Annotated in this window: 23 protein-coding genes; 13 read left to right on the top strand and 10 right to left on the bottom strand. The window is 36.7% G+C overall.

Features of this window, described 5'->3' with window-relative positions; genetic code table 11:
• The first annotated feature begins 14 nt into the window (after nt 1-14).
• A complete protein-coding gene (locus AAG068_RS26935; protein WP_342716483.1) occupies nt 15-692 on the top strand; it encodes a uracil-DNA glycosylase in 678 nt (225 codons plus the stop codon).
• A 38-nt stretch (nt 693-730) separates the two neighbouring features.
• Here AAG068_RS26935 and AAG068_RS26930 read toward each other — a convergent pair whose 3' ends face one another.
• From AAG068_RS26930 to AAG068_RS26920, 3 genes are all read right to left on the bottom strand, one after another.
• Nucleotides 731-1024: a DUF3817 domain-containing protein gene (locus tag AAG068_RS26930; protein ID WP_098668222.1), complete on the bottom strand. Its 294-nt coding sequence runs from the start codon at nt 1022-1024 to the stop codon at nt 731-733.
• Nucleotides 1025-1233: 209 nt separating this feature from the next.
• Nucleotides 1234-2055 carry a Cof-type HAD-IIB family hydrolase gene (locus tag AAG068_RS26925; protein ID WP_342716482.1) on the bottom strand — a complete coding sequence of 274 codons (822 nt, stop codon included), beginning with the start codon at nt 2053-2055 and terminating at the stop codon, nt 1234-1236.
• Between the two features lie 327 nt (nt 2056-2382).
• Nucleotides 2383-3666, bottom strand: a complete 1284-nt coding sequence (locus AAG068_RS26920) for a purine/pyrimidine permease (RefSeq protein WP_342716481.1) — start codon at nt 3664-3666, stop codon at nt 2383-2385.
• 95 nt (nt 3667-3761) lie between these two features.
• On the opposite strand from AAG068_RS26920, the gene AAG068_RS26915 reads away from it, so the two are divergent.
• The 3 genes from AAG068_RS26915 (at nt 3762) to AAG068_RS26905 (ending at nt 5478) form a co-directional block, all read left to right on the top strand.
• Nucleotides 3762-4754 (top strand): potassium channel family protein, encoded by a 993-nt coding sequence (locus AAG068_RS26915; RefSeq protein WP_342719824.1) that lies wholly within the window; start codon nt 3762-3764, stop codon nt 4752-4754.
• Between the two features lie 6 nt (nt 4755-4760).
• Nucleotides 4761-5045 (top strand): YwdI family protein, encoded by a 285-nt coding sequence (locus AAG068_RS26910; RefSeq protein ID WP_098668218.1) that lies wholly within the window; start codon nt 4761-4763, stop codon nt 5043-5045.
• A gap of 64 nt (nt 5046-5109) precedes the next feature.
• On the top strand, nt 5110-5478 hold the full coding sequence (locus tag AAG068_RS26905; protein WP_342716480.1) for a DUF423 domain-containing protein: 369 nt from the start codon (nt 5110-5112) through the stop codon (nt 5476-5478).
• A gap of 30 nt (nt 5479-5508) precedes the next feature.
• On the opposite strand, the gene gerQ is transcribed toward AAG068_RS26905, so the two are convergent.
• The 4 genes from gerQ to hemQ form a co-directional block, all read right to left on the bottom strand.
• A complete protein-coding gene (gerQ, locus tag AAG068_RS26900) occupies nt 5509-5940 on the bottom strand; it encodes a spore coat protein GerQ (RefSeq protein ID WP_342716479.1) in 432 nt (143 codons plus the stop codon).
• Between the two features lie 27 nt (nt 5941-5967).
• On the bottom strand, nt 5968-6390 hold the full coding sequence (gene cwlJ / locus AAG068_RS26895; RefSeq protein ID WP_342716478.1) for a cell wall hydrolase CwlJ: 423 nt from the start codon (nt 6388-6390) through the stop codon (nt 5968-5970).
• 165 nt (nt 6391-6555) lie between these two features.
• The gene (locus AAG068_RS26890; RefSeq protein WP_342716477.1) at nt 6556-7827 is read right to left on the bottom strand and encodes a serine hydrolase; all 1272 of its coding nucleotides are present in this window, start codon (nt 7825-7827) and stop codon (nt 6556-6558) included.
• 203 nt (nt 7828-8030) lie between these two features.
• Entirely contained in the window at nt 8031-8774 is a 744-nt protein-coding gene (gene hemQ, locus AAG068_RS26885; RefSeq protein ID WP_001287590.1) for a hydrogen peroxide-dependent heme synthase, read from the bottom strand.
• Between the two features lie 280 nt (nt 8775-9054).
• Between hemQ and pta the strand changes: the two genes are divergently transcribed.
• Nucleotides 9055-10026, top strand: a complete 972-nt coding sequence (gene pta / locus AAG068_RS26880) for a phosphate acetyltransferase (RefSeq protein ID WP_342716476.1) — start codon at nt 9055-9057, stop codon at nt 10024-10026.
• Between the two features lie 48 nt (nt 10027-10074).
• Here the strand turns inward: pta and AAG068_RS26875 are convergent, their stop codons facing one another.
• Both AAG068_RS26875 and AAG068_RS26870 read right to left on the bottom strand, forming a co-directional pair.
• Entirely contained in the window at nt 10075-10920 is an 846-nt protein-coding gene (locus AAG068_RS26875; protein ID WP_342716475.1) for a lipoate--protein ligase family protein, read from the bottom strand.
• Nucleotides 10921-11049: 129 nt separating this feature from the next.
• Entirely contained in the window at nt 11050-11742 is a 693-nt protein-coding gene (locus AAG068_RS26870) for an RsfA family transcriptional regulator (RefSeq protein WP_001980712.1), read from the bottom strand.
• A 437-nt stretch (nt 11743-12179) separates the two neighbouring features.
• On the opposite strand from AAG068_RS26870, the gene AAG068_RS26865 reads away from it, so the two are divergent.
• The 6 genes from AAG068_RS26865 (at nt 12180) to AAG068_RS26840 (ending at nt 18193) form a co-directional block, all read left to right on the top strand.
• Nucleotides 12180-12404: a DUF1450 domain-containing protein gene (locus AAG068_RS26865; RefSeq protein WP_000526077.1), complete on the top strand. Its 225-nt coding sequence runs from the start codon at nt 12180-12182 to the stop codon at nt 12402-12404.
• Nucleotides 12405-12718: 314 nt separating this feature from the next.
• Nucleotides 12719-13774 (top strand): FecCD family ABC transporter permease, encoded by a 1056-nt coding sequence (locus AAG068_RS26860; RefSeq protein WP_242318754.1) that lies wholly within the window; start codon nt 12719-12721, stop codon nt 13772-13774.
• Nucleotides 13771-14787, top strand: a complete 1017-nt coding sequence (locus AAG068_RS26855) for a FecCD family ABC transporter permease (protein ID WP_001260777.1) — start codon at nt 13771-13773, stop codon at nt 14785-14787. Before AAG068_RS26860 ends, AAG068_RS26855 begins: the two co-directional genes overlap by 4 nt.
• A gap of 15 nt (nt 14788-14802) precedes the next feature.
• Entirely contained in the window at nt 14803-15615 is an 813-nt protein-coding gene (locus AAG068_RS26850; protein WP_000212064.1) for an ABC transporter ATP-binding protein, read from the top strand.
• A gap of 190 nt (nt 15616-15805) precedes the next feature.
• A complete protein-coding gene (locus AAG068_RS26845) occupies nt 15806-16741 on the top strand; it encodes an ABC transporter substrate-binding protein (RefSeq protein WP_000787746.1) in 936 nt (311 codons plus the stop codon).
• A gap of 147 nt (nt 16742-16888) precedes the next feature.
• The gene (locus AAG068_RS26840) at nt 16889-18193 is read left to right on the top strand and encodes an HD domain-containing protein (RefSeq protein WP_000262739.1); all 1305 of its coding nucleotides are present in this window, start codon (nt 16889-16891) and stop codon (nt 18191-18193) included.
• A gap of 39 nt (nt 18194-18232) precedes the next feature.
• Here the strand turns inward: AAG068_RS26840 and AAG068_RS26835 are convergent, their stop codons facing one another.
• A complete protein-coding gene (locus tag AAG068_RS26835; protein WP_001147171.1) occupies nt 18233-18418 on the bottom strand; it encodes a 2-hydroxymuconate tautomerase in 186 nt (61 codons plus the stop codon).
• A gap of 111 nt (nt 18419-18529) precedes the next feature.
• On the opposite strand from AAG068_RS26835, the gene AAG068_RS26830 reads away from it, so the two are divergent.
• Both AAG068_RS26830 and AAG068_RS26825 read left to right on the top strand, forming a co-directional pair.
• Nucleotides 18530-19201: a site-2 protease family protein gene (locus tag AAG068_RS26830; RefSeq protein ID WP_342716474.1), complete on the top strand. Its 672-nt coding sequence runs from the start codon at nt 18530-18532 to the stop codon at nt 19199-19201.
• A gap of 18 nt (nt 19202-19219) precedes the next feature.
• Entirely contained in the window at nt 19220-19729 is a 510-nt protein-coding gene (locus AAG068_RS26825; RefSeq protein ID WP_342716473.1) for a YwhD family protein, read from the top strand.
• Nucleotides 19730-19733 lie beyond the last annotated feature (4 nt).

The raw sequence follows: 19733 nt of genomic DNA, 5'->3' as shown, positions 1-19733 counted from the left end.
CGGGAAGTGAAAGTATGAAAAATGTTTTAAAAAATGATTGGGGGCCATTATTGGCACCGGAATTCGAGAAAGAATACTATCTTACTTTAGCTAATTTTTTGAGAGAAGAGTACAGCACACATGTAGTGTATCCGAAAGTAGAAGATATTTTTAACGCTCTAGAATATACAAGTTATGAAAATACAAAGGTCGTTATTTTAGGACAAGACCCATATCACGGACCGGATCAAGCACATGGTTTAAGCTTTTCGGTACAACCAGGTATTAAAACGCCACCATCATTGTTAAATATGTATAAAGAACTTCGAGATGAATATGGTTATGAAATTCCGAATAACGGTTATTTAGTAAAGTGGGCAGAGCAAGGAGTTTTATTATTAAATACTGTATTAACAGTTCGACAAGGTGAAGCAAATTCTCATAAAGGGAAAGGATGGGAGCACTTCACGGATCGCGTAATTGAGCTATTAAACGAACGTGAAAAGCCAGTTATTTTCATATTGTGGGGACGTCATGCACAGGCGAAGAAAAAGTTAATTACGAATACGAAGCACCATATTATCGAATCTGTACATCCAAGTCCACTATCAGCAAGACGTGGTTTCTTTGGGAGTAAACCATATTCTAAAGTGAATACGATTTTAGCTAATATGGGCGAGAGTGAAATTGATTGGGAAATTCCAAATTTGTAAATAAAAAAGGTAGTTAACAGTCGTTAACTACCTTTTTATTATTGTTGTTCGTTCTTTAATTTAGCATCTAGTACAAAAGTACCAAATGGGATAACTGATGAAACGAATGCTCCAAGTGCCCATAAAATTGATTTACGGTGTGCGATTGTTACTTGAATTACTGCAAAGATGAATAGAATAAATAGAACACCATGAGCCATGCCTGTAATTTTAACAGCCGTTGCAAATCCTGCGAAATATTTCAATGGCATTGCTACAAATAATAGTAATAGGAAAGAAATACCCTCAACTAGTCCAATTGCTCTTAATCGTCCGATTGGTGTAGATAACATAAAGCAACCTCCTTTAACGTATGCTTGTATATAGTAAATTTGTATTCTTTTTCAAAATAAAATAGTCTATTTTGTTTCATTATATACAAAAAGAAAGTTTACACTACGAGAATAGTGCAAAGTTCAAAATATAGTCACAAAAGAGTGGTAATTTAAATAAAAACCTATTTGAAGTATTTGACTTCAAATAGGTTTTATGGGTGAAAATATTAAACAAGCGCTTCTTTTTTTAGTACGAACTTCTCTACAACTTTTGCAACGCCATCGTTCATATTTGTATCTGTTACGTAGTTTGCAATTTCTTTAATATCATCAGGTGCATTGCCCATTGCAACGCCAAGACCAGCAAATTCGATCATCGCTTGGTCGTTATAGCTATCGCCCATTGCGATCACTTCTTCACGCTTAATGCCAAGCTTTTGGATCAGTTTGTTTAAGCTTGTTCCTTTTGTAACACCGGCTTCAGTAAATTCTAAGAAGAATGGTTTAGAACGCATAACGCTTAATTGGCCTTCTAGTTGTTGTTGTAGTTTCTTTTCTACTACAACAAGGCGTTCAGCTTCCTTATTCATTAATACTTTGACTACAGGCTCTTTAACTGCGGCTTTAAAGTCATCTACTACAACAATTGGCATACCAGTAATATCGCCCTCAATTTCAGTATAAGGATTATTTTCTTCCGTTACGATATCATCGCCCATATAAGTATGAATCCATACATCTTCAGCTTTACTAATTTCAAATAGGTTGTGAACGATTTCAGGAGATAGCGTACTACTAAAGATTTCTTCGTTTGTTTTACAGTTAATAATTTTTGCACCATTAAAAGATAGAATGAAACTACCGTATTCTTCTAAACGAAGTTCTTTCGCTACATTGCGCATACCAAACGTTGGACGACCAGAAGCAAGTACAACTTTTACACCTTGCTCTTGTGCAGTCATTAGAGCCTCTTTCGTACGAGGTGAAATAGTATGATCATCACGTAATAAAGTATCATCTAAATCTAAAACAATCATTTTATAAGTCATATTGAAAATTCCTCTCTTTGTTGAAATAGAAATAAAGTTTTATGAAGATATTAGGGAATATATAGTAAGACATCGAACCTCTTCATTCCACATTAACTGCCCGTAAAAGTCCGATTGGTTCAACTAATAATCAGTGGAGGATGAACAAAACCCCCACTGATTAAAGTTTCACTTTATGTGAAGTTAGGAGAAGTTCTATATTGTTAGTATAAATTACCATGAGTGTGTTGCCCATGATAATTTATACTGTTAACTCCTGATTAGCTTTCAATTTATTATTATCGTAACAACTCTATAGGTAGAGTGCAATAATGGAAGTTTTCCAATTTACGATCGTTGTTTTTCTGTTGAACGAGAAAATAGTATTTCGAGCAAAATTGCCATTACAGATCCAAGAACGAGACCGTTACTTAAAAATGATGCTAGAAATGGTGGGAGTGTAGAAAATGCTCCTGCTGGAACGAACATAACGCCGACGCCTGTAAAGATTGAAAGCCCCGCTACTTTAAATAATCGTTCTTTATTCTGCACCGTTTCGTATTCGCGGAAGGCAAGACCGATCATGCTTGCAAATACAGGATAAATGGCAGCGTATCCAACTGCGACAGGTATCGCCGCAAAGAATGAAGTAATCTTTGGGAATATACTAACGAGAATAATAAAGCTTGATCCTAACATAAATGGGAGTCGTTTATAAATATTAGTCGTTGCAATAAAGCCTGCTGATCCAGAAATAGCGACAGGACCAATCGCTGAAAAAAGACCTCCTAGCAATTGATTTATTCCCGTTATAATGCCGGCTTGTTTGAAACGATCTGGTGCAGTATTCTCCTCATATTTAGAAACAACCTTTTGCACAACACGAATGCTTGCTAACATATTTGTTAGAAGTAATAGTGTAACGAAAACGACCGTAATGGCCATGTTCCACTCAATACGAGGCATCCCGAAAACAAATAGAGACGGAAAACGGATTATATCTGTCACAGGCGTTACTGGATTGGATAATCCGAAACATGCAAATAAAATCCAACCGCAGACGATACTGAAAAGAACAGAGTATTGTCCGATAATAGGTAGCTTCATGATGAAGAAGGATAGTAAAATAACAATCAGTGATAGAATAAATACGTCAGCTTGTACTTCTGTATGTTGTCCGTCAAGGCCAAACATTCCCTTTAAGAAGGACCCACTCAGTTGTGCGACAAGAAGAAATAAATATGTTCCAATGACTGTCGGTGTAAAATAGCGAACTAGTTTATCGATAAGTCCAAAAACGCTAAGAATAATACAAATGATTCCGCTTAATAGGAAAGCGTACTGAAGGACCTTAAGTGTTTCATTGCTTGATCCAAATAATACGACACCTAAACTTGCATAAAGGGAGAAAATCCCCCACCAAAGCCCTGCAGGGCCTTCTTGAATAGGAAGTTTATGCCCAAATATAGCTTGCAGTAGGCCAGCAAAACCAAGAACAAATAATGTTCTTTGTACGAATGCAATAGCTTCAGCACCATCGAGACCATAACTAGTTGCGACGCTAATTGGTACGATAAGGCTCCCAGCTAAAATAAAGAGCGCCCATTGTAAGGCGGAAAGAAATGTTTTCATTATATCAACCTCTTTCATAGATTCCGTATCTAGTATATATGTATTTCATTTCCACTGGCAAAGATTGTAGATAGAGAAAAGAGTTGAAACACGATATGAATGCACGTAAGCAATTATGGATAGCAGTTATATGTATGACTTTTGTTGTAATTCTAGGAACGTTAGGATTTATGACGATTGAAGAGATTAGTTTGTTTCAAGCATTTTGGATGACGATGATTACTGTATTAACCGTTGGATACGGAGATGCCGTTCCTGTAACACATGCAGGAAAAGTTTTTGCACTTCTTATTATACCTGTTGGCGTCGGTATCGTTACATATGCAATTGGTGTAGTGGCAGCTATGATTATTGAAGGGAATTTCTTTCATGCAGTGCGGAGGAAGAAGATGGATAAACAAATAGCGCAGTTACAAAATCATATTATCGTATGTGGTTGTGGTAGAGTCGGGCTTCAAGTTGTACATGAATTACAAGAAAAGAAAATCCCATTTGTCGTCGTGGATAAAGATGAAAGCATATTAGAGAAGGAAAAACTTTTGTATGTACATGGAGATGCAACGGAAGACCAAGTGCTACATCATGCCGGAATTTCAAAGGCAGCGGGTTTAGTTGCTATCGTTGCAAATGATGCTGAAAATGTATTTATTACATTAACAGCTAGAGGATTAAACGATGCAATTAAAATTGTGGCAAGAGCAGAAAAACCAGAAACTGAAGACAAATTAAAGAGAGCTGGCGCAAATAAAGTGATTAATCCATCTAGCATGGCAGGGATTCATATTGCAAAAGGTATTGCGAATCCGCTAACAGTTCATTATATTGATACAGTACTGTATGGCGTGGAGCAGTCATTTGTAATTGAAGAGATTGCAGTCGGCGAGGGCTCTATTTTAGCTAGTAAATCATTACTCGAGAGTGATGTGAGAAATCAATTTGACGTAACAATTTTAGCGATTTTGAGAAATGGGAATGTTATACATAATCCAACGGGGCAGGAAAAACTACAAGAACATGATATGATAATAGTATTTGGTTCAGTAGAGAAGCTGGGACAATTTGAGAAAGAACTACAAAGTAAGAGGTGACAAGGAATGCAAATATCGAGTGATAAAATTTTAAATAAAATGGCGAATGAAATTGCAAAAGCAAAAAGTAGTGAAGGACAAAAGTCAAAAGAGCATGTATTAGTTGTGCGTGCTTTATGTGATTTACTATTAGATGAACAGGTTGAATCTTCTACGTATAGAGAGCCACAAATTCAATCACAAATCATCGGATCACAACCAATAACGATGCAACCAATCACACCAATTTCTGATGAGCCAGTATATATAAAAGAAAGTGATGCAAACGGTAATTCTTTATTTGATTTTTAGAAGATAAATCGTTTGGCTTATATGAAAAAATTGCTTATGATAAAGGTAAAAAAGGGGAATTAAGATGAAAATTTTCTTTTTACTAGGTTGTATTGCAGCGGGGCTATCTGTTGCGTTAGGGGCATTTGGAGCACACGGTTTAGAAAATAAAATTTCTGCAAAAATGTTAGAAGTTTGGAAAACAGGTGTTACATATCAAATGTTACATGCAGGTGGGCTATTCGTAGTTGCTTTATTGATGGATAAAATTCAATCATCACTTTTAACTACTGCTGGTTGGCTTATGGTAGCTGGGATTATTATGTTCTCAGGTAGTCTGTATGCGTTAAGCACAACAGGGATTAAGTTTTTTGGTCCAATTACACCTCTTGGTGGTGTAGCGTTTATCGTGGCATGGATCTTAGTCGGAACTGCAGTTGTAAAAGGATTATAAAGAACAAAAGCTGGCATATGCCAGCTTTTTTTATGGTCTTGGAGCATAAGTTGCTTGTTGACTAGGTAAATACGTAATTTCTTCTGGGAATTCTACATAATCTAAATAAATCATTAATAGTAAATAACGTTTCCCTGATTGTGGCTCACTAATTACAATATGATCACGACCAGCAGCCTCAATAATACCTGTATACGATTGTGTACCGAGTGAGCTACCGCGCTCATAAGTCATTACAACTGTAGCTTGCTTGCCCTTGTTCAAGCGAAGGATATTTTCAATATAGGATTGTTCTAGAGGCAACATGCCTTGAGAAATTGCATATTGAGCTTGCGCAGCTTGAGCTGCTTGTTGTTGCATTGCTTGCTGTTGTTGCTGTTGGGTCATTTGTTGCGGCTGTACGTAAGTTCCAGATGGTTGATAAAATCCAGTTCCGTAATACGGATTTTGTTGCTGTGCCATTCAAAAATCCCTCCTCATTATCAATCCTTAAAATACGCTAGGACAATCCGCGCCAGATGGCTGAAAGAAGCAGTGCTTTTTAAAGCGACCAGAGTTTTGCTGGTTATACCAAGTTGGTGGACATGCACCTTCAGGTCTAAAAAACCATAAGGCAAAATTTGCAGGCCAAAAGCGTTGTCCTTGAATCGTTCGTCTTGCTAAGGCAATATCTTGTTCCCTTGCACGTTGATAAAAATATCCTTTTTGCGTTGCCTCAAAACCACCAGGATTTTGATATACCATTTGACGTAAATTACGTATTTTTTTAAAATCTAAACAATTTCCGCGGACACGATTTACTCCAACGTTTCCGACCATCAACATTCCCTGTTGACCTTCTCCTTCAGCTTCAGCACGCATCAGTCTAGCTAATAACTTTACATCTTCTTCGTTATACGCGATAACGCCCATTATGTGTCACCTCTCTTTTTGGAATCCCTTGTGGAAAGAGGTTTATCTCTAGATGAAGTGTGTAACAATTACTAGTTCATACGTATGAGAAAAAGGACTCAGATATGACAACCAAACGAAGTTTTAAATTGAGGGAAGAAAATAAAAAAAGCTAGCTTTTCATCATTAAAATACTTTAGACCATAAGTTTGAGAAGAAATCTCCGATAGAGCGCATTGATAACATAAACCAGTTTGCTTTTTCAACTTCTTCTGTCGTTTTTGCGGTAACCTTCATACTTTTACTACCGTCTAAGAAACCATATTTATCAGTTGATTCTAAAGTAATCGATCCTACCTTGGCATCTTTCTTAACAGGGGCAACTAAATGTCCATCCTCAGCGAGGGATTTATCTACCTCAGTCCCAATTTTATAAGAATCTTTACTACCTTTCTTCGCAATTACTGTTATTTCTTTTTCCGGTGTAACAGTGACTTGGTCTTCTTTCCCTTTTACTACAGAGATTGTATTGTTTTCATCCACTTTTAGTTTTTGTTTTTCGAAATTATTAAATCCGTATTCAATTAATTCACGGGATTCAGTGAAACGCTCGTCCATTGATTTTGTTTTTATAATTACTGAAATGAGGCGTAAGTCACCACGTTTTGCTGTAATAGTGAATCCGTATCCAGCAGTATCAGAACTACCGGTTTTTAAACCATCTGTTCCTTCATAAGAGAAGGCGGCACCTGGTAACATCCAGTTCCAGTTTTCCATACGGATTGGTTTCGGATGATTATCTGGGAAGTTTCTAAATCTTTGTTTTGTATCCTCTAGCATTTCTGGATACTTTGTAATCATTGCTTTTGAAAGCATACCCATATCGCGAGCTGACATGGAATTTTCTCCATTCGAATCAGTTCCTTCAGGATGTTTTCCTTTTAAGTCAGCGTTATTTAACCCAGTAGCGTTTACAAACTTATATTTCTTTAACCCTAGTTTTTTTGCATGATCATTTGCAAGATTTAAGAAGTTTTTCTCACTGCCTGCAAGAAGTTCTGCTAAGGCAATACTAGATCCGTTTGCAGAGAAGATAACGATAGAATGATATAGTTCTCTTACAGTATATTGACGTCCCTTTTCGAAGGGAACGTTAGAGAATTCATTATTACGTGAAACTTCATAAGCGTAATCAGAAATGTTTACCTTTGTATCCCAAGTGATTTTTCCTTCTTTAATTGCTTCTAACACGGCATAAACAACAATTAATTTTGACATACTAGCGATAGCTAGTAATTCATCTGGATTTTGTTCATGCAGTATTTTTCCTGTATCTGCATCAAATAGAAGTGCAGCAGCTGCCTCAATGTGTATTTTTCCTTCGGCATGGGATGTTGTTACTGATAAGGAAGAAATTGACAATAAAAGCATTAGTAAAACAGATAAGATTTTCTTCATATAGATTATCACCTTCGCATCGTTATTAGCATATAGCTCGTACCATTTTAGCATAAATTTGGATATAGAAAGGTTACAATTTTGTAAGGAATTTGAAAGGTATTTGTCGATTTTTGTTCAAATTTGTGGAGAAAAGAAGTTTTTTGAAGAGAAATATAGAAGGTAATAAAAAAAGGAACGAATTTCGTTCCTTTTTTACGATTTTATATGTGTAAAAATTTCTCTACTTTTTCGTCTGGTAAAATGTTTCCAACGAAAAATGTTCCGAATTCACCATAACGAGCACTTACTTCATCGAAGCGCATTTCATATATAAGTTTTTTAAATTGAAGAACATCGTCAGCGAATAATGTTACGCCCCACTCAAAATCGTCGAATCCAACAGATCCTGAAATAACTTGGCGCACCTTACCTGCGTACTGGCGACCGATTTTACTATGACTGTACATCATTTTTTTACGTTCTTCCATAGGAAGCATGTACCAGTTGTCATCACCTTGGCGACGCTTGTCCATTGGATAGAAGCAAATGTGATTTGCTTTTGGTAACTCAGGATATAAGCGGGCTAAGATTTGTGGGTTTTGGTATGGATCTTCATCAGCTGGAAGGTAGTTGCTTAGTTCAACAACAGATACGTAAGAGTATGCAGGAACCATATATTCAGCTAATGTTGTTTTATTCAATTCTGTCTCAATTTCATTTAACTCTTCCATTGTTGGACGCAAAATCATAAGCATAATATCAGCTTTTTGGCCAACAACTGTATACATCGCATGACTGCCTTTTTTCGCACTAGCTACTTCATTCCATTTTTCAACGACATTTAAAAATTCAGACACAGCTTGTCCGCGTTCGTCGCTAGATAATGTTTTCCATGCAGCCCAATCAATAGAACGTAAATCATGTAAACAATACCAGCCATCTAACGTTGTTGTTGCTTCACTCATTCCATTCACCTCAGTTAATGATAGTTTTACACGTTAACTATAGCATATATAGTTTTAAAATCATCTATATAAAGCCTTGGCGCATAAAATTGTCACATTTAAATTTACTTGAAAATAGGAAGAGATAAGGCCTAAAGGGGATTTATTTCTATGCTGAATTTTATGAAAATATAATCATTTTTATTTTATCTATTTTTTGGGAGCTATAAGTTTAAAATATAGAAGAAAAGCAGTATTCTTAAAGATAGAGTTTTTTTAACATATGTAGGAGGGTTTATTCGTGAGCAACTTATTTACAACAGTAAAAGAAAAAGTTCAAGGAAAAGGCATTTCTATCGTACTTCCTGAAGGAACTGATGAAAGAATTTTAGGCGCTGCAGAGCGTTTAGCAAAAGAAGAGTTAGTAAAACCAATCTTAGTTGGTAATAAAGAAGAAATTAGCGCAAAAGCTGCTAGCATGAATTTAACATTAGCAGGCGTTGATATTTACGACCCAGCTACATACGAAGAAATGGATGCAATGGTAGCATCTTTCGTTGAACGCCGCAAAGGTAAAGCAACTGAAGAAGACGCTCGCAAAATCCTTAAAGACGAAAACTACTTCGGTACAATGCTTGTATACATGGGCAAAGCACACGGTTTAGTAAGTGGTGCAGCTCACTCTACAGCTGATACAGTTCGTCCAGCACTTCAAATCATCAAGACAAAACCAGGCGTTACAAAAACTTCTGGCGTATTCATCATGGTACGTGAAGAAGAGAAATATGTATTCGCTGATTGTGCAATTAACATTGCACCAAACAGCCAAGATTTAGCTGAAATTGGTATCGAGAGTGCGAAAACTGCTGAACTATTCGGTATTGATCCACGCGTTGCTATGTTAAGCTTCTCTACAAAAGGTTCTGCGAAATCTCCAGAAACAGAAAAAGTTGTAGAAGCAACTCGCATTGCAAAAGAAATGGCTCCTGAATTAGCTTTAGATGGAGAATTCCAATTCGATGCTGCATTCGTACCATCTGTAGCTGAGAAAAAAGCTCCAGGTTCTACAATTAAAGGTGATGCTAATATATTCGTATTCCCAAGCTTAGAAGCTGGTAATATTGGCTACAAAATCGCTCAACGTTTAGGTAACTTCGAAGCAGTAGGACCAATCTTACAAGGTTTAAACATGCCTGTAAACGACCTATCTCGTGGATGTAACGAAGAAGAAGTGTACAAGTTAGCTTTAATTACAGCAGCTCAAGCACTTTAATTCTATAATGAATTGAAATAAAGACCGTCGCTATAATAGCGACGGTCTTTATTTTTCTAAGCCAAGTGCTTTATTATTACGATCAATAATACGCTGTAAATTCGTCTCATATAAAGGTATTTCATCTATTGTTAATTGAGATGGTGTTAATTTTGGAGCGAATTGCTGTAATGTTTTTAAAAGGCGCATCATTAAATCTTGTACTGTAATGGTTTCGCCAAGTAATTCTGAAAGTGAGGCCATCGTACTCGGTACAATTTCAGGATACGTAAAGCGTGTTTCTTCTCCTTGAATGGCTAGGTTGTAGAAATCACGAACGAGTGTGGCACGTTCAGAACCACTTCCTGTAGCACATAGATAAATTTGGACGGCGACACCGCCGCGAATACGGCGCTGTGAAATACCAGCAAATTTTTGATCGCGAATACTTAAATCGTAGCTACCAGGGCAGTAAGAACCAACGATTTCTTTTGCCTCGATTGTAACATCGTAATCCTTTAACATTTCTTGAATTAAATGCCACATTGTATCGTATCCAAGATCAATATCGATACCCTTTTCTGTTTCTTGGAATAACAGTGATACATTTAAAACATCTTCATCAAGTACGACTGCAAGTCCGCCAGAATTCCGAACGATAACATTGAAGTTGTTTTCTTTTAGAAAAGAAATACCTTCTTCCAAGTGCGGTAGGCGTGAATCTTGAATGCCAAGAACAATTGTATTGTGATGAACCCAAGAACGCATTGTTGCAGCTGATTGACCATTTCCAATGCTTGTGCATAATGTGTCATCCATGGCGAAGGACTGCAATGCATGGAATGTTGGTCCCAAACTAGACTGATCTACAATACGCCACTCTGGCTGAGATAAAATGGAACGGGAATTGCTCATATAACTAACCCCTTATCTTTAAAATGACAATCTCTATTATAGCAAAAAATGAAGAATGGGGTTTTCTCACATATAAAGGGAAAATTTAAAGGTGAAAGACTAAAAAAGGATGCATTATATGCATCCTTTTTATTCTGCAATTTTTTCTAAATTACCGTTTCGATCCATTCGGAAAGATGTTTGAGAACGTTCCTCGTCATCCATGACTGCCAACTTACGAGCGCGGTTCATAATATTCATAAGTGTTTCGTAATCTTCTTGTACAGTATGAGATTGCTTTTCTAATTTTTCTAGTTTCTTTTCTAGTTCTTCATTTCGAAGGATTTGTGATTTAATTTCTTGTTTCAATCTCGTATTCTCATTTTCAAGAGCTGTCACTTTTATATTGGAAGATCCGACTGTTTGTAAAAAATAAATAACATCTTGCATTGTCATAGAGCCTTTTGCAGCAGGGACGGTAGTTTCTTTATATGGAATAGCTTCTTTGTATTGTACAATCGATTCCTCTTGTACAAATTCTTCATAATCAGTTATCGAATCTGAAGCTGGTGGTGTATAAAGTAAACGTTTTTTCGCTTGTTCACCGCTTGCAGCGCGCATTTTATCTTTACGATGTTTTTTTGCTAGTTGAAGAGCTTGTTCATAGCTATAGCGAACAACAGCATTCCAACGGAAACCACAGGCAGCCGATGTACGATTCAACCTGTCTCCTACTTCTTCAAATGCATTTAATTGCGTACTTCCTTCTCGAACGTGACGAAGTACAGTTTCAGCAAGTAATAAATCATCCTCATCCGTCCAAGCATCTTGTCTTACTTTCATAGATTCAACTCCCTTTCTTTTTATGAACTTCCTATTTTTATAATGGGCAAAAAAATGAGCTTTTATACAAAGCTTTTAAAAATATGGTAGATTTCGATGAAAGGTATAAAGTGAAACTTTAATCAGTGGGGGTTTTCTTCGTCTCCCACTGATTATTAGCCCTCACCAATCGGACTTTAATGGGCAGCCCGCCTCCCACCTAGATTCTTTGCTTTCGCTGAATTTTGAGATGGAGGTCTTACTGCCCATTAAAGCGGGATAAATTTTGCCAAGAATGACGGAAGCTTCTGTAGGAGAACATATAAATATGTAGCATTATATGAGGAAAGAGCGTCACAAGGAAACTTGCAACGAGCTTCAAAGAGCGGTAAAATACCATTTAGTGTTTATTTTTAAATGTACTTGAGAAAAGTTTAAAATAGAGGAAGTGTTATATAATGGGAAACGAATTTCGTGTGTGTGATGATTGTCAGGCAACGAACGTTAAAACGTTGATTCCAAAGCTAAAAAAAGTAGATTCATGTGCAACGATTGAAGTTGGATGTCAGTCTTACTGTGGTCCTGGTCGTAAAAAATCATTCGCATTTGTAAATAACCGTCCAGTTGCGGCACCGACAGAAGACGAACTAATTGTAAAAATTGAAGCAAAGTTAAATAAGTAAGGAAAAGAAGAGTGAACAGATTACTCTTCTTTTTTTATGCCCATAAAGGAAAGGATTTATTCTGTGGAAGCTTAATTGGTGATGATAATAGATAATGACAGATAGGCATTATCTATTTATTAAGGTCTCAACCTATATGAATTTGTATTTCAAAATAATAGTTGACAGTCTTTGGAAGCGATAGGTAGAATAGAAGGTGTCTGATTCTGAGAATCATTATCAGGAAAAGAACGATTCATTTTATTTTTTTTATTACTATTTGAGAATAAATTTCATTTTAATAAATATATGTTGTTGGTTAGGATGGTTGAGGGATGGAAGCGAGCGCAAGCAGTATAGAACAGCAAGAAGAGAATGTTAAAGAGATTAAGAGCAGACCGCTCATCGCTTCTATTATTTTAGTAGCGGGTACAGTTTTGTTAGCTTTAAGCATGGCAGTTTCTATTTCTTTTGGGGCTGCAGATATTAGTTTAAAGACTGTATGGCAAGCTGTATTTCAGTTTGATGGATCTATTACACATCATAACGTAATTCAAGAGCTTCGCATGCCTAGAGCAATAGGGGGCGTAGTTGCAGGTGCCTTTTTAGCGGTATCAGGAGCAATTATGCAAGGCATGACGCGAAATCCACTTGCTTCACCATCGTTAATGGGAATTACAGATGGGGCTGTATTTGGAATTGCAATTATGTATGCATTTTTCCCTAATTCACCTTATTTAATGTTTGTTATCGCATCTTTTATTGGAGCTGCGTTTGGTGCAAGCATTGTATATGGAATTGGGTCTTCTTCACCAGGTGGATTAACACCTGTGAAATTAGCTTTAGCAGGTGCAGCTATTAGTGCTTTATTAGGGGCAATTTCATCTGGAATCGCATTGTATTTTAATCTTGCCCAAGAGGTGAGCATGTGGAATGCAGGCGGAGTTGCTGGAGTGAAATGGCAAAGTATTAATATGTTAGTGCCAATTGGCCTTGTTTGTCTTTTTATCGCGATTATGATGTCGAGATATATTACAATTTTGAGCTTTGGTGAAGAAATTGCAATTGGACTTGGTCAAAATACGACATTAATTAAATTTATCGGAACAGTACTTGTTCTTATTTTAACGGGTTCCGCAGTTTCCATGGCAGGATCAGTAGGGTTTGTTGGTCTTGTAATCCCGCATATGACTCGTTTCCTTGTAGGCTCGGACTATAGATGGGTTATTCCATGTTCTGCGGTCTTAGGCGGGCTGTTAATTGAATGTGCAGATATGTTATCTCGCGTTATTAACCCGCCATTTGAAACGCCAATTGGAGCAATTACAGCGCTAATTGGGGTTCCATTCTTCCTCTACTTAGCACGTAACGAAGGGAGAGGGAAAATGTGAGGACAAGTGTCTTAACAAAAAAGAACGTTTCGGTTTTAACAATTTTAGTAGGATTAATCGTTACTGTATTTTTAGTAAGTTTAAATACAGGGACATTTAAAATACCACCGATGGACGTATTAAAGTCATTGGTTGGACTCGGGGCTGAAGATCAGTCTGTTATTTTATTTGAATTCCGTATGCCACGTATGGTCATTGCTATATTAGTTGGATCTGCTTTAGCGATGTCAGGTGCGATTTTGCAAGGGTTATCACGTAATCCACTTGCTGATCCAGGTATTATTGGTATTAACGCTGGAGCGGGATTAACAGTCGTTATCTTCGTTTACTTTTTCTTCGGGAAAGTTGGAACTGGTACATTTTTATCTGTATTTATTCTTCCTTTCTTTGCGTTAGTTGGTGCGATATTAGCAGCGGTTATTATTTATTTACTAGCATGGAAAGACGGCGTTTCATCAACGAGATTAATACTTGTCGGTATCGCTGTTGCAGCCGGGTTTGGTGCTGTTAGTTTAATTTTTTCTATGAAGATGACATCTAACGATTTCCGTTTTGCTACGATTTGGTTAGCAGGAAGTCTATGGGGCACAGATTGGAAGTTTGTATTAAGTGTACTTCCATGGATGGTTATTTTCTTGCCACTTGCTATTAGCAAGGCTCACATATTAAACGTAATGAACCTAGGCGACTCCACAGCAGTTGGCCTTGGTGTAAATGTAGAAAAAGAAAGACGTAAATTATTATTTATTGCAGTTTGTTTAGCTGGTGCATCTGTTGCTGTTGCCGGAGGAATTGGTTTTATCGGTTTAATGGCTCCGCATTTAGCGAGGCGCCTTGTTGGTGGTAAACACCAAATTATGCTGCCTACCGCTGCACTAATAGGGACGTTTTTACTTTTATTCGCAGACGTAATTTCAAGAAGTGTGTTAACAACTTCAGAAATACCGGTCGGTCTTGTTATTTCTGTAATTGGTGCACCATATTTCATATACTTACTTATGAGGACAAAATAAAGGGAGGCTTTTTGTATGGCAACTTTAGCAGTTGATGCGGTATCTGTTGGCTATAATGAAGGGTTAATTATTGATGGATTAACAGTTGAAATTCCGGAAGGGAAAATTACAACAATTATTGGACCAAATGGTTGTGGGAAGTCCACATTATTAAAAACGGCTTCTCGTATTTTGAAGGCGAAAAAGGGTACTGTTTATCTTGACGGAAAAGCAATTGAGAAACAGCCAACGAAAGAAATCGCAAAGAAAATGGCAATTTTACCACAGACTGCAGAAGTGCCAACTGGCCTTACTGTGTTTGAACTCGTTTCATATGGACGCTTTCCTCATCAAAAAGGGTTTGGAACATTGAAAGAAGAGGATTATCGCTACATTCATTGGGCACTTGAAGTGACGGGAATGACAGAATTCGCAAATCGTCCAGCAGAGGCGTTATCAGGCGGGCAACGTCAACGCGTATGGATTGCGATGGCTCTTGCACAAGGGACAGAATTACTCGTATTAGATGAACCGACAACGTACTTAGATATGGCTCATCAATTAGAAGTATTAAACTTATTGAAAAAATTAAACGAAGAAGAAGGTAGAACGATTGTTATGGTTATCCATGACTTAAACCATGCTTCTCGTTTCTCAGATCATATGATTGCATTAAAAGCAGGTAAGTTAATGAAGCAAGGAACGCCAGACGAAGTGATGACGAGTGAAACACTTCGCAGTGTATTTGAGATTGAAGCTCAAATCGTTCCGTGTCCAGTAAACTGTAAACCAATTTGTTTAACATATGATTTAGCGATGATTAGTAATCAATTGCGTAAAAAAGCATAAGTAGAATCCCCCTCGTAAAGAGGGGGGCTTCTAATGGACGTTGAGCTTCTTATTAGTAAATAGGAAGTTGAACACCCGTTAGAACGGGGCATAAGCAACAATTAATCAGTATATATTTATTAATTGTTAACCTTGTTTCTTATAGTTCACTGTAACTTATAAGAGAAATACAGCTAGAAGGAGTGGGAACATGAAGAATTTTAAAATGGCGTTATTAGCAATGGTACTAGTCGTTACTTCTGTACTATTTGCAGCTTGTTCTAACAAAGAAGAGAAGAAAGCAGATGCGAAGACTGAAGAGCGCACTGTACAACATGCAAAAGGGGAAATTAAAATCCCTGCAAATCCAAAGAAAATTGCTGACCTTAGTGGTTCAACAGAAGAATTATTAATCTTTGGTATGAAACCAATCATTACTGCTAATACATCTCAAGAAAAAATTGATGCACATATTGAAAAGAAATTAAAAGACGTAAAACCAGTTGGTTCTGCTTGGGGCGATAAAATTAACATCGAAGCAGTAGCTGCTGCAAAACCAGACTTAATTCTTGTAAACAATCGTCAAGAAAAGATTTATGATCAATTATCTAAAATTGCACCAACAGTTATGTTAAAAACTCCATTAGACCAATGGCGTCCGAAATTCGAAGAAGTAGGTCAAATCTTCGGTAAAGAGAAAGAAACAAAAGAATGGTTCAAACAGTATGATGAAAAAGCAAGCAAATTACATGATAAAATCGTAGCGAAAACTGGCGATGCTAAATTTATGAAAATGGCTGCATATCCAAACGCTTTCCGCGTATACGGTGACTACGGTTACGGTAGCGTAATCTTTAACGATTTAAAATTACCAGCAGTTAAAGGTACACCAACTGATAAACCTTTAGTACAAGTACAAAAAGAAGCTTTAATTGATTACAATCCAGATTACTTATTCGTATTTACAACTGGTGACGGTTCTCAGCGTCTAAAAGAATTCCAAGAAGAATCAATTTGGAAAAATATGAACGCTGTTAAAAATAACCACGTATTTACAATTAAAAACGAAGACTTAAACAAAGGATACTTTCCTCTAGGTAAAGAAATGATCTTAGATGAAGTTGCTGAATTCGTTTTAGGTAAATAATGTATAAAGAAAAAATCACTTTTACCGAAGTAAAAGTGATTTTTTCTTTATATAAGGACAATTAATATAGTCTTTCATTTCTTTCTGTTTCCTATTTCGTTTATAATATATGGTAAGAATGCAGTAAAGAAAGGAGGATGTCGGAAGGTGGTATATTTAAACGACAAACTCAGCGAAACAAAAGTGTTTAAAGACCCGGTACATAAATATGTGCACGTGCGTGATCGTGTTATTTGGGATTTAATCGGAACGAAAGAATTTCAACGCTTGCGCCGTATTAAACAGCTTGGAACGACATTTTTTACATTTCACGGTGCAGAGCATAGTCGCTTTACTCATTCGTTAGGTGTATATGAAATTATTCGTCGTATGATTGATGATGTGTTTGATGGCAGACCAAACTGGAATGCTGAAGATAGATTGTTATGTTTATGTGCGGCATTACTTCATGATGTCGGTCACGGCCCGTTTTCTCATTCGTTTGAAAAAGTATTTTCATTAGATCATGAGAAATTTACGCAAAAGATTATCGTTGGAGATACGGAAATTAATCGCGTATTAAGTCGTGTGGATAAAGATTTCCCCCAAAAGGTAGCCGATGTAATTGCGAAAACATCTACTAATAAATTAGCGATTAGCATGATTTCCAGTCAAATTGATGCAGATCGCATGGATTATTTATTAAGAGATGCGTATTTCACTGGCGTAAAGTATGGAAACTTTGATATGGAACGTATACTGCGTGTCATGCGTCCGTACGGGAATCAAGTAGTCATTAAAAATAGTGGTATGCATGCTGTTGAGCATTATATTATGAGTCGTTATCAAATGTATTGGCAAGTATATTTCCATCCGGTAACGCGCAGTGCTGAAGTTATTTTAACGAAGATTTTACACCGTGCAAAATCATTGCATGAGAAGTATTATACATTTAAAAATCATCCTGTTCATTTCTATTCTTTATTTGAAGAAGAAGTGACAGTAGAGGATTATTTAAAGTTAGACGAGAACGTTATGTATTACTACTTCCAAGTATGGCAGGATGAAGAAGATCCAATTTTAAGTGATTTATGCCGTCGTTTTATGAATCGAAACTTATTTAAATATGTAGAGTTTACAGATAAGCACGGTTTAGATAATTGGATGGAATTAAGTAGCTTATTTAAAAAGATTGGACTTGATCCAGAATACTATTTAGTAGTTGATTCAACATCAGATTTACCGTACGACTTTTACCGTGCTGGTGAAGAAGAGGAACGTCTGCCGATCTTACTTCTTATGCCGAATGGAGAACTTAGGGAGCTATCACGTGAATCGGATATTGTTGAGGCAATTACTGGTAAGAAGAGAAGAGATCAAAAATTATTCTATCCGCATGATTTAATCTATGAAGATGGAAGAAAAGGAAAATATAAAGAGAGAATCATCGAGTTACTAGAAGGAAAAAAATAAGAAGCAGCTAGGAGCTGCTTCTTATGAAAGAACTTGAAATTATTTGTCACTTAAGCGTTTTCCGCCAACTGCATAATGGTTTTTAGACATTTCTTCGATGAAAACAACGATGTTTTCTTCAGGAGCACCAGTTGTTTCGCTTACTGCTGCTGTTACTTTCTCAGCAAGAGCTTTCTTTTGTTCCTCTGTGCGTCCTTCTAGCATTTTCACTGTTACGTATGGCATATATAATCGCTCCTTTTATGTAAGTTACACTCTTATTATAGCGGATTATGAGGAAGAACAATCGAAAAAATAAATAATTTCTTTTTTGATATATTGAAGAGGAGATGAATTATGGATCAGTTATTTAGATACCCGTTGCACCAAATTCCTTTGGTAGCAATGGCCATTATTATCGCATTATCAGTGCATGAATTTGCGCATGCATATGTAGCATATAAATTTGGAGACGATACAGCAAAGAGACAAGGCCGTTTGACTTTATCACCGATGGCACACTTAGATCCTATTGGGATGATTGCAGTGTTAATTCTTGGTTTTGGTTGGGCAAGACCAGTACCAGTTAATCCGTATAATTTTAAAAGACCGCGCCTTGCAGGAATATTAGTTTCTATTGCGGGACCGATTAGTAACCTAATTTTAAGCGCAATGGGTTTAATTATTTGGTATAGCTTATTAAAATTTGGTGTACTATACTCAATTCCATCTGCAGTAGCAGATACGTTAGCTCAATTTTTCCAGATTTTTATTATGTTGAATATCGTTTTACTTGTCTTTAACTTATTGCCAATCCCACCACTTGATGGATATCGCGTAGTGGAGGATCTAGCACCAACAAATATTCGTGCGAAAATGACACAGTATGAAAAGTATGGAGCGATAGCGTTATTAATTCTTGTTATTACACCGCTTAGCAATTACACAATCCAGCCTATTTTTAATGTTGTTATTCCATATGTATTAATATTTTTACAGAATATCATTGCGCCTATTTTCGGCCTTTAAACGAGGAGGAACTTACATATGACAGAGAAAAAGAAAAAAATCGGTTTTAATATCGTGAAAAATGATTCAACAGATGGACATGGTGGTTTTGGCGTTGGGGCATTAAGTCTAGAAAATATTTCACCTGTATTTGTCGATGTACTAGAGAAAACAGCATTTGTTGATATCGGTGCGATGCATGCGCGTAGTACAGTAGAAAAAGGTATTAAGTTTTTAACAAATAAAGATGAAGTTCCAAACGGAAAACCATTTTGGCTTGTGTGGGTAACAATTGAAAGAACTGCGACAGGTGCATATTATGCAGGTGTAACAGCTTGTGAAATGACAGTTGACCGTGAAATTCGTCGCGGATATAAATCACTTCCAGAGCACGTAAATAAAATGGATAAATCATTGAAGCGTCACATTATGGTTGAACATATGGACGAATCATCTAAAAAAGTACTGGGTACATTCTTGAAAGAATATAATGAAGCGATTTGGAACGAATCTAGCGAAGAATTGCGCCGTGCATTATTAAGTGAATAAAAAA

The sequence above is a fragment of the Bacillus paramycoides genome, from assembly GCF_038971285.1.
Lineage (GTDB): Bacteria > Bacillota > Bacilli > Bacillales > Bacillaceae_G > Bacillus_A.
This window is presented reverse-complemented; position numbering and strand designations above follow the sequence as displayed.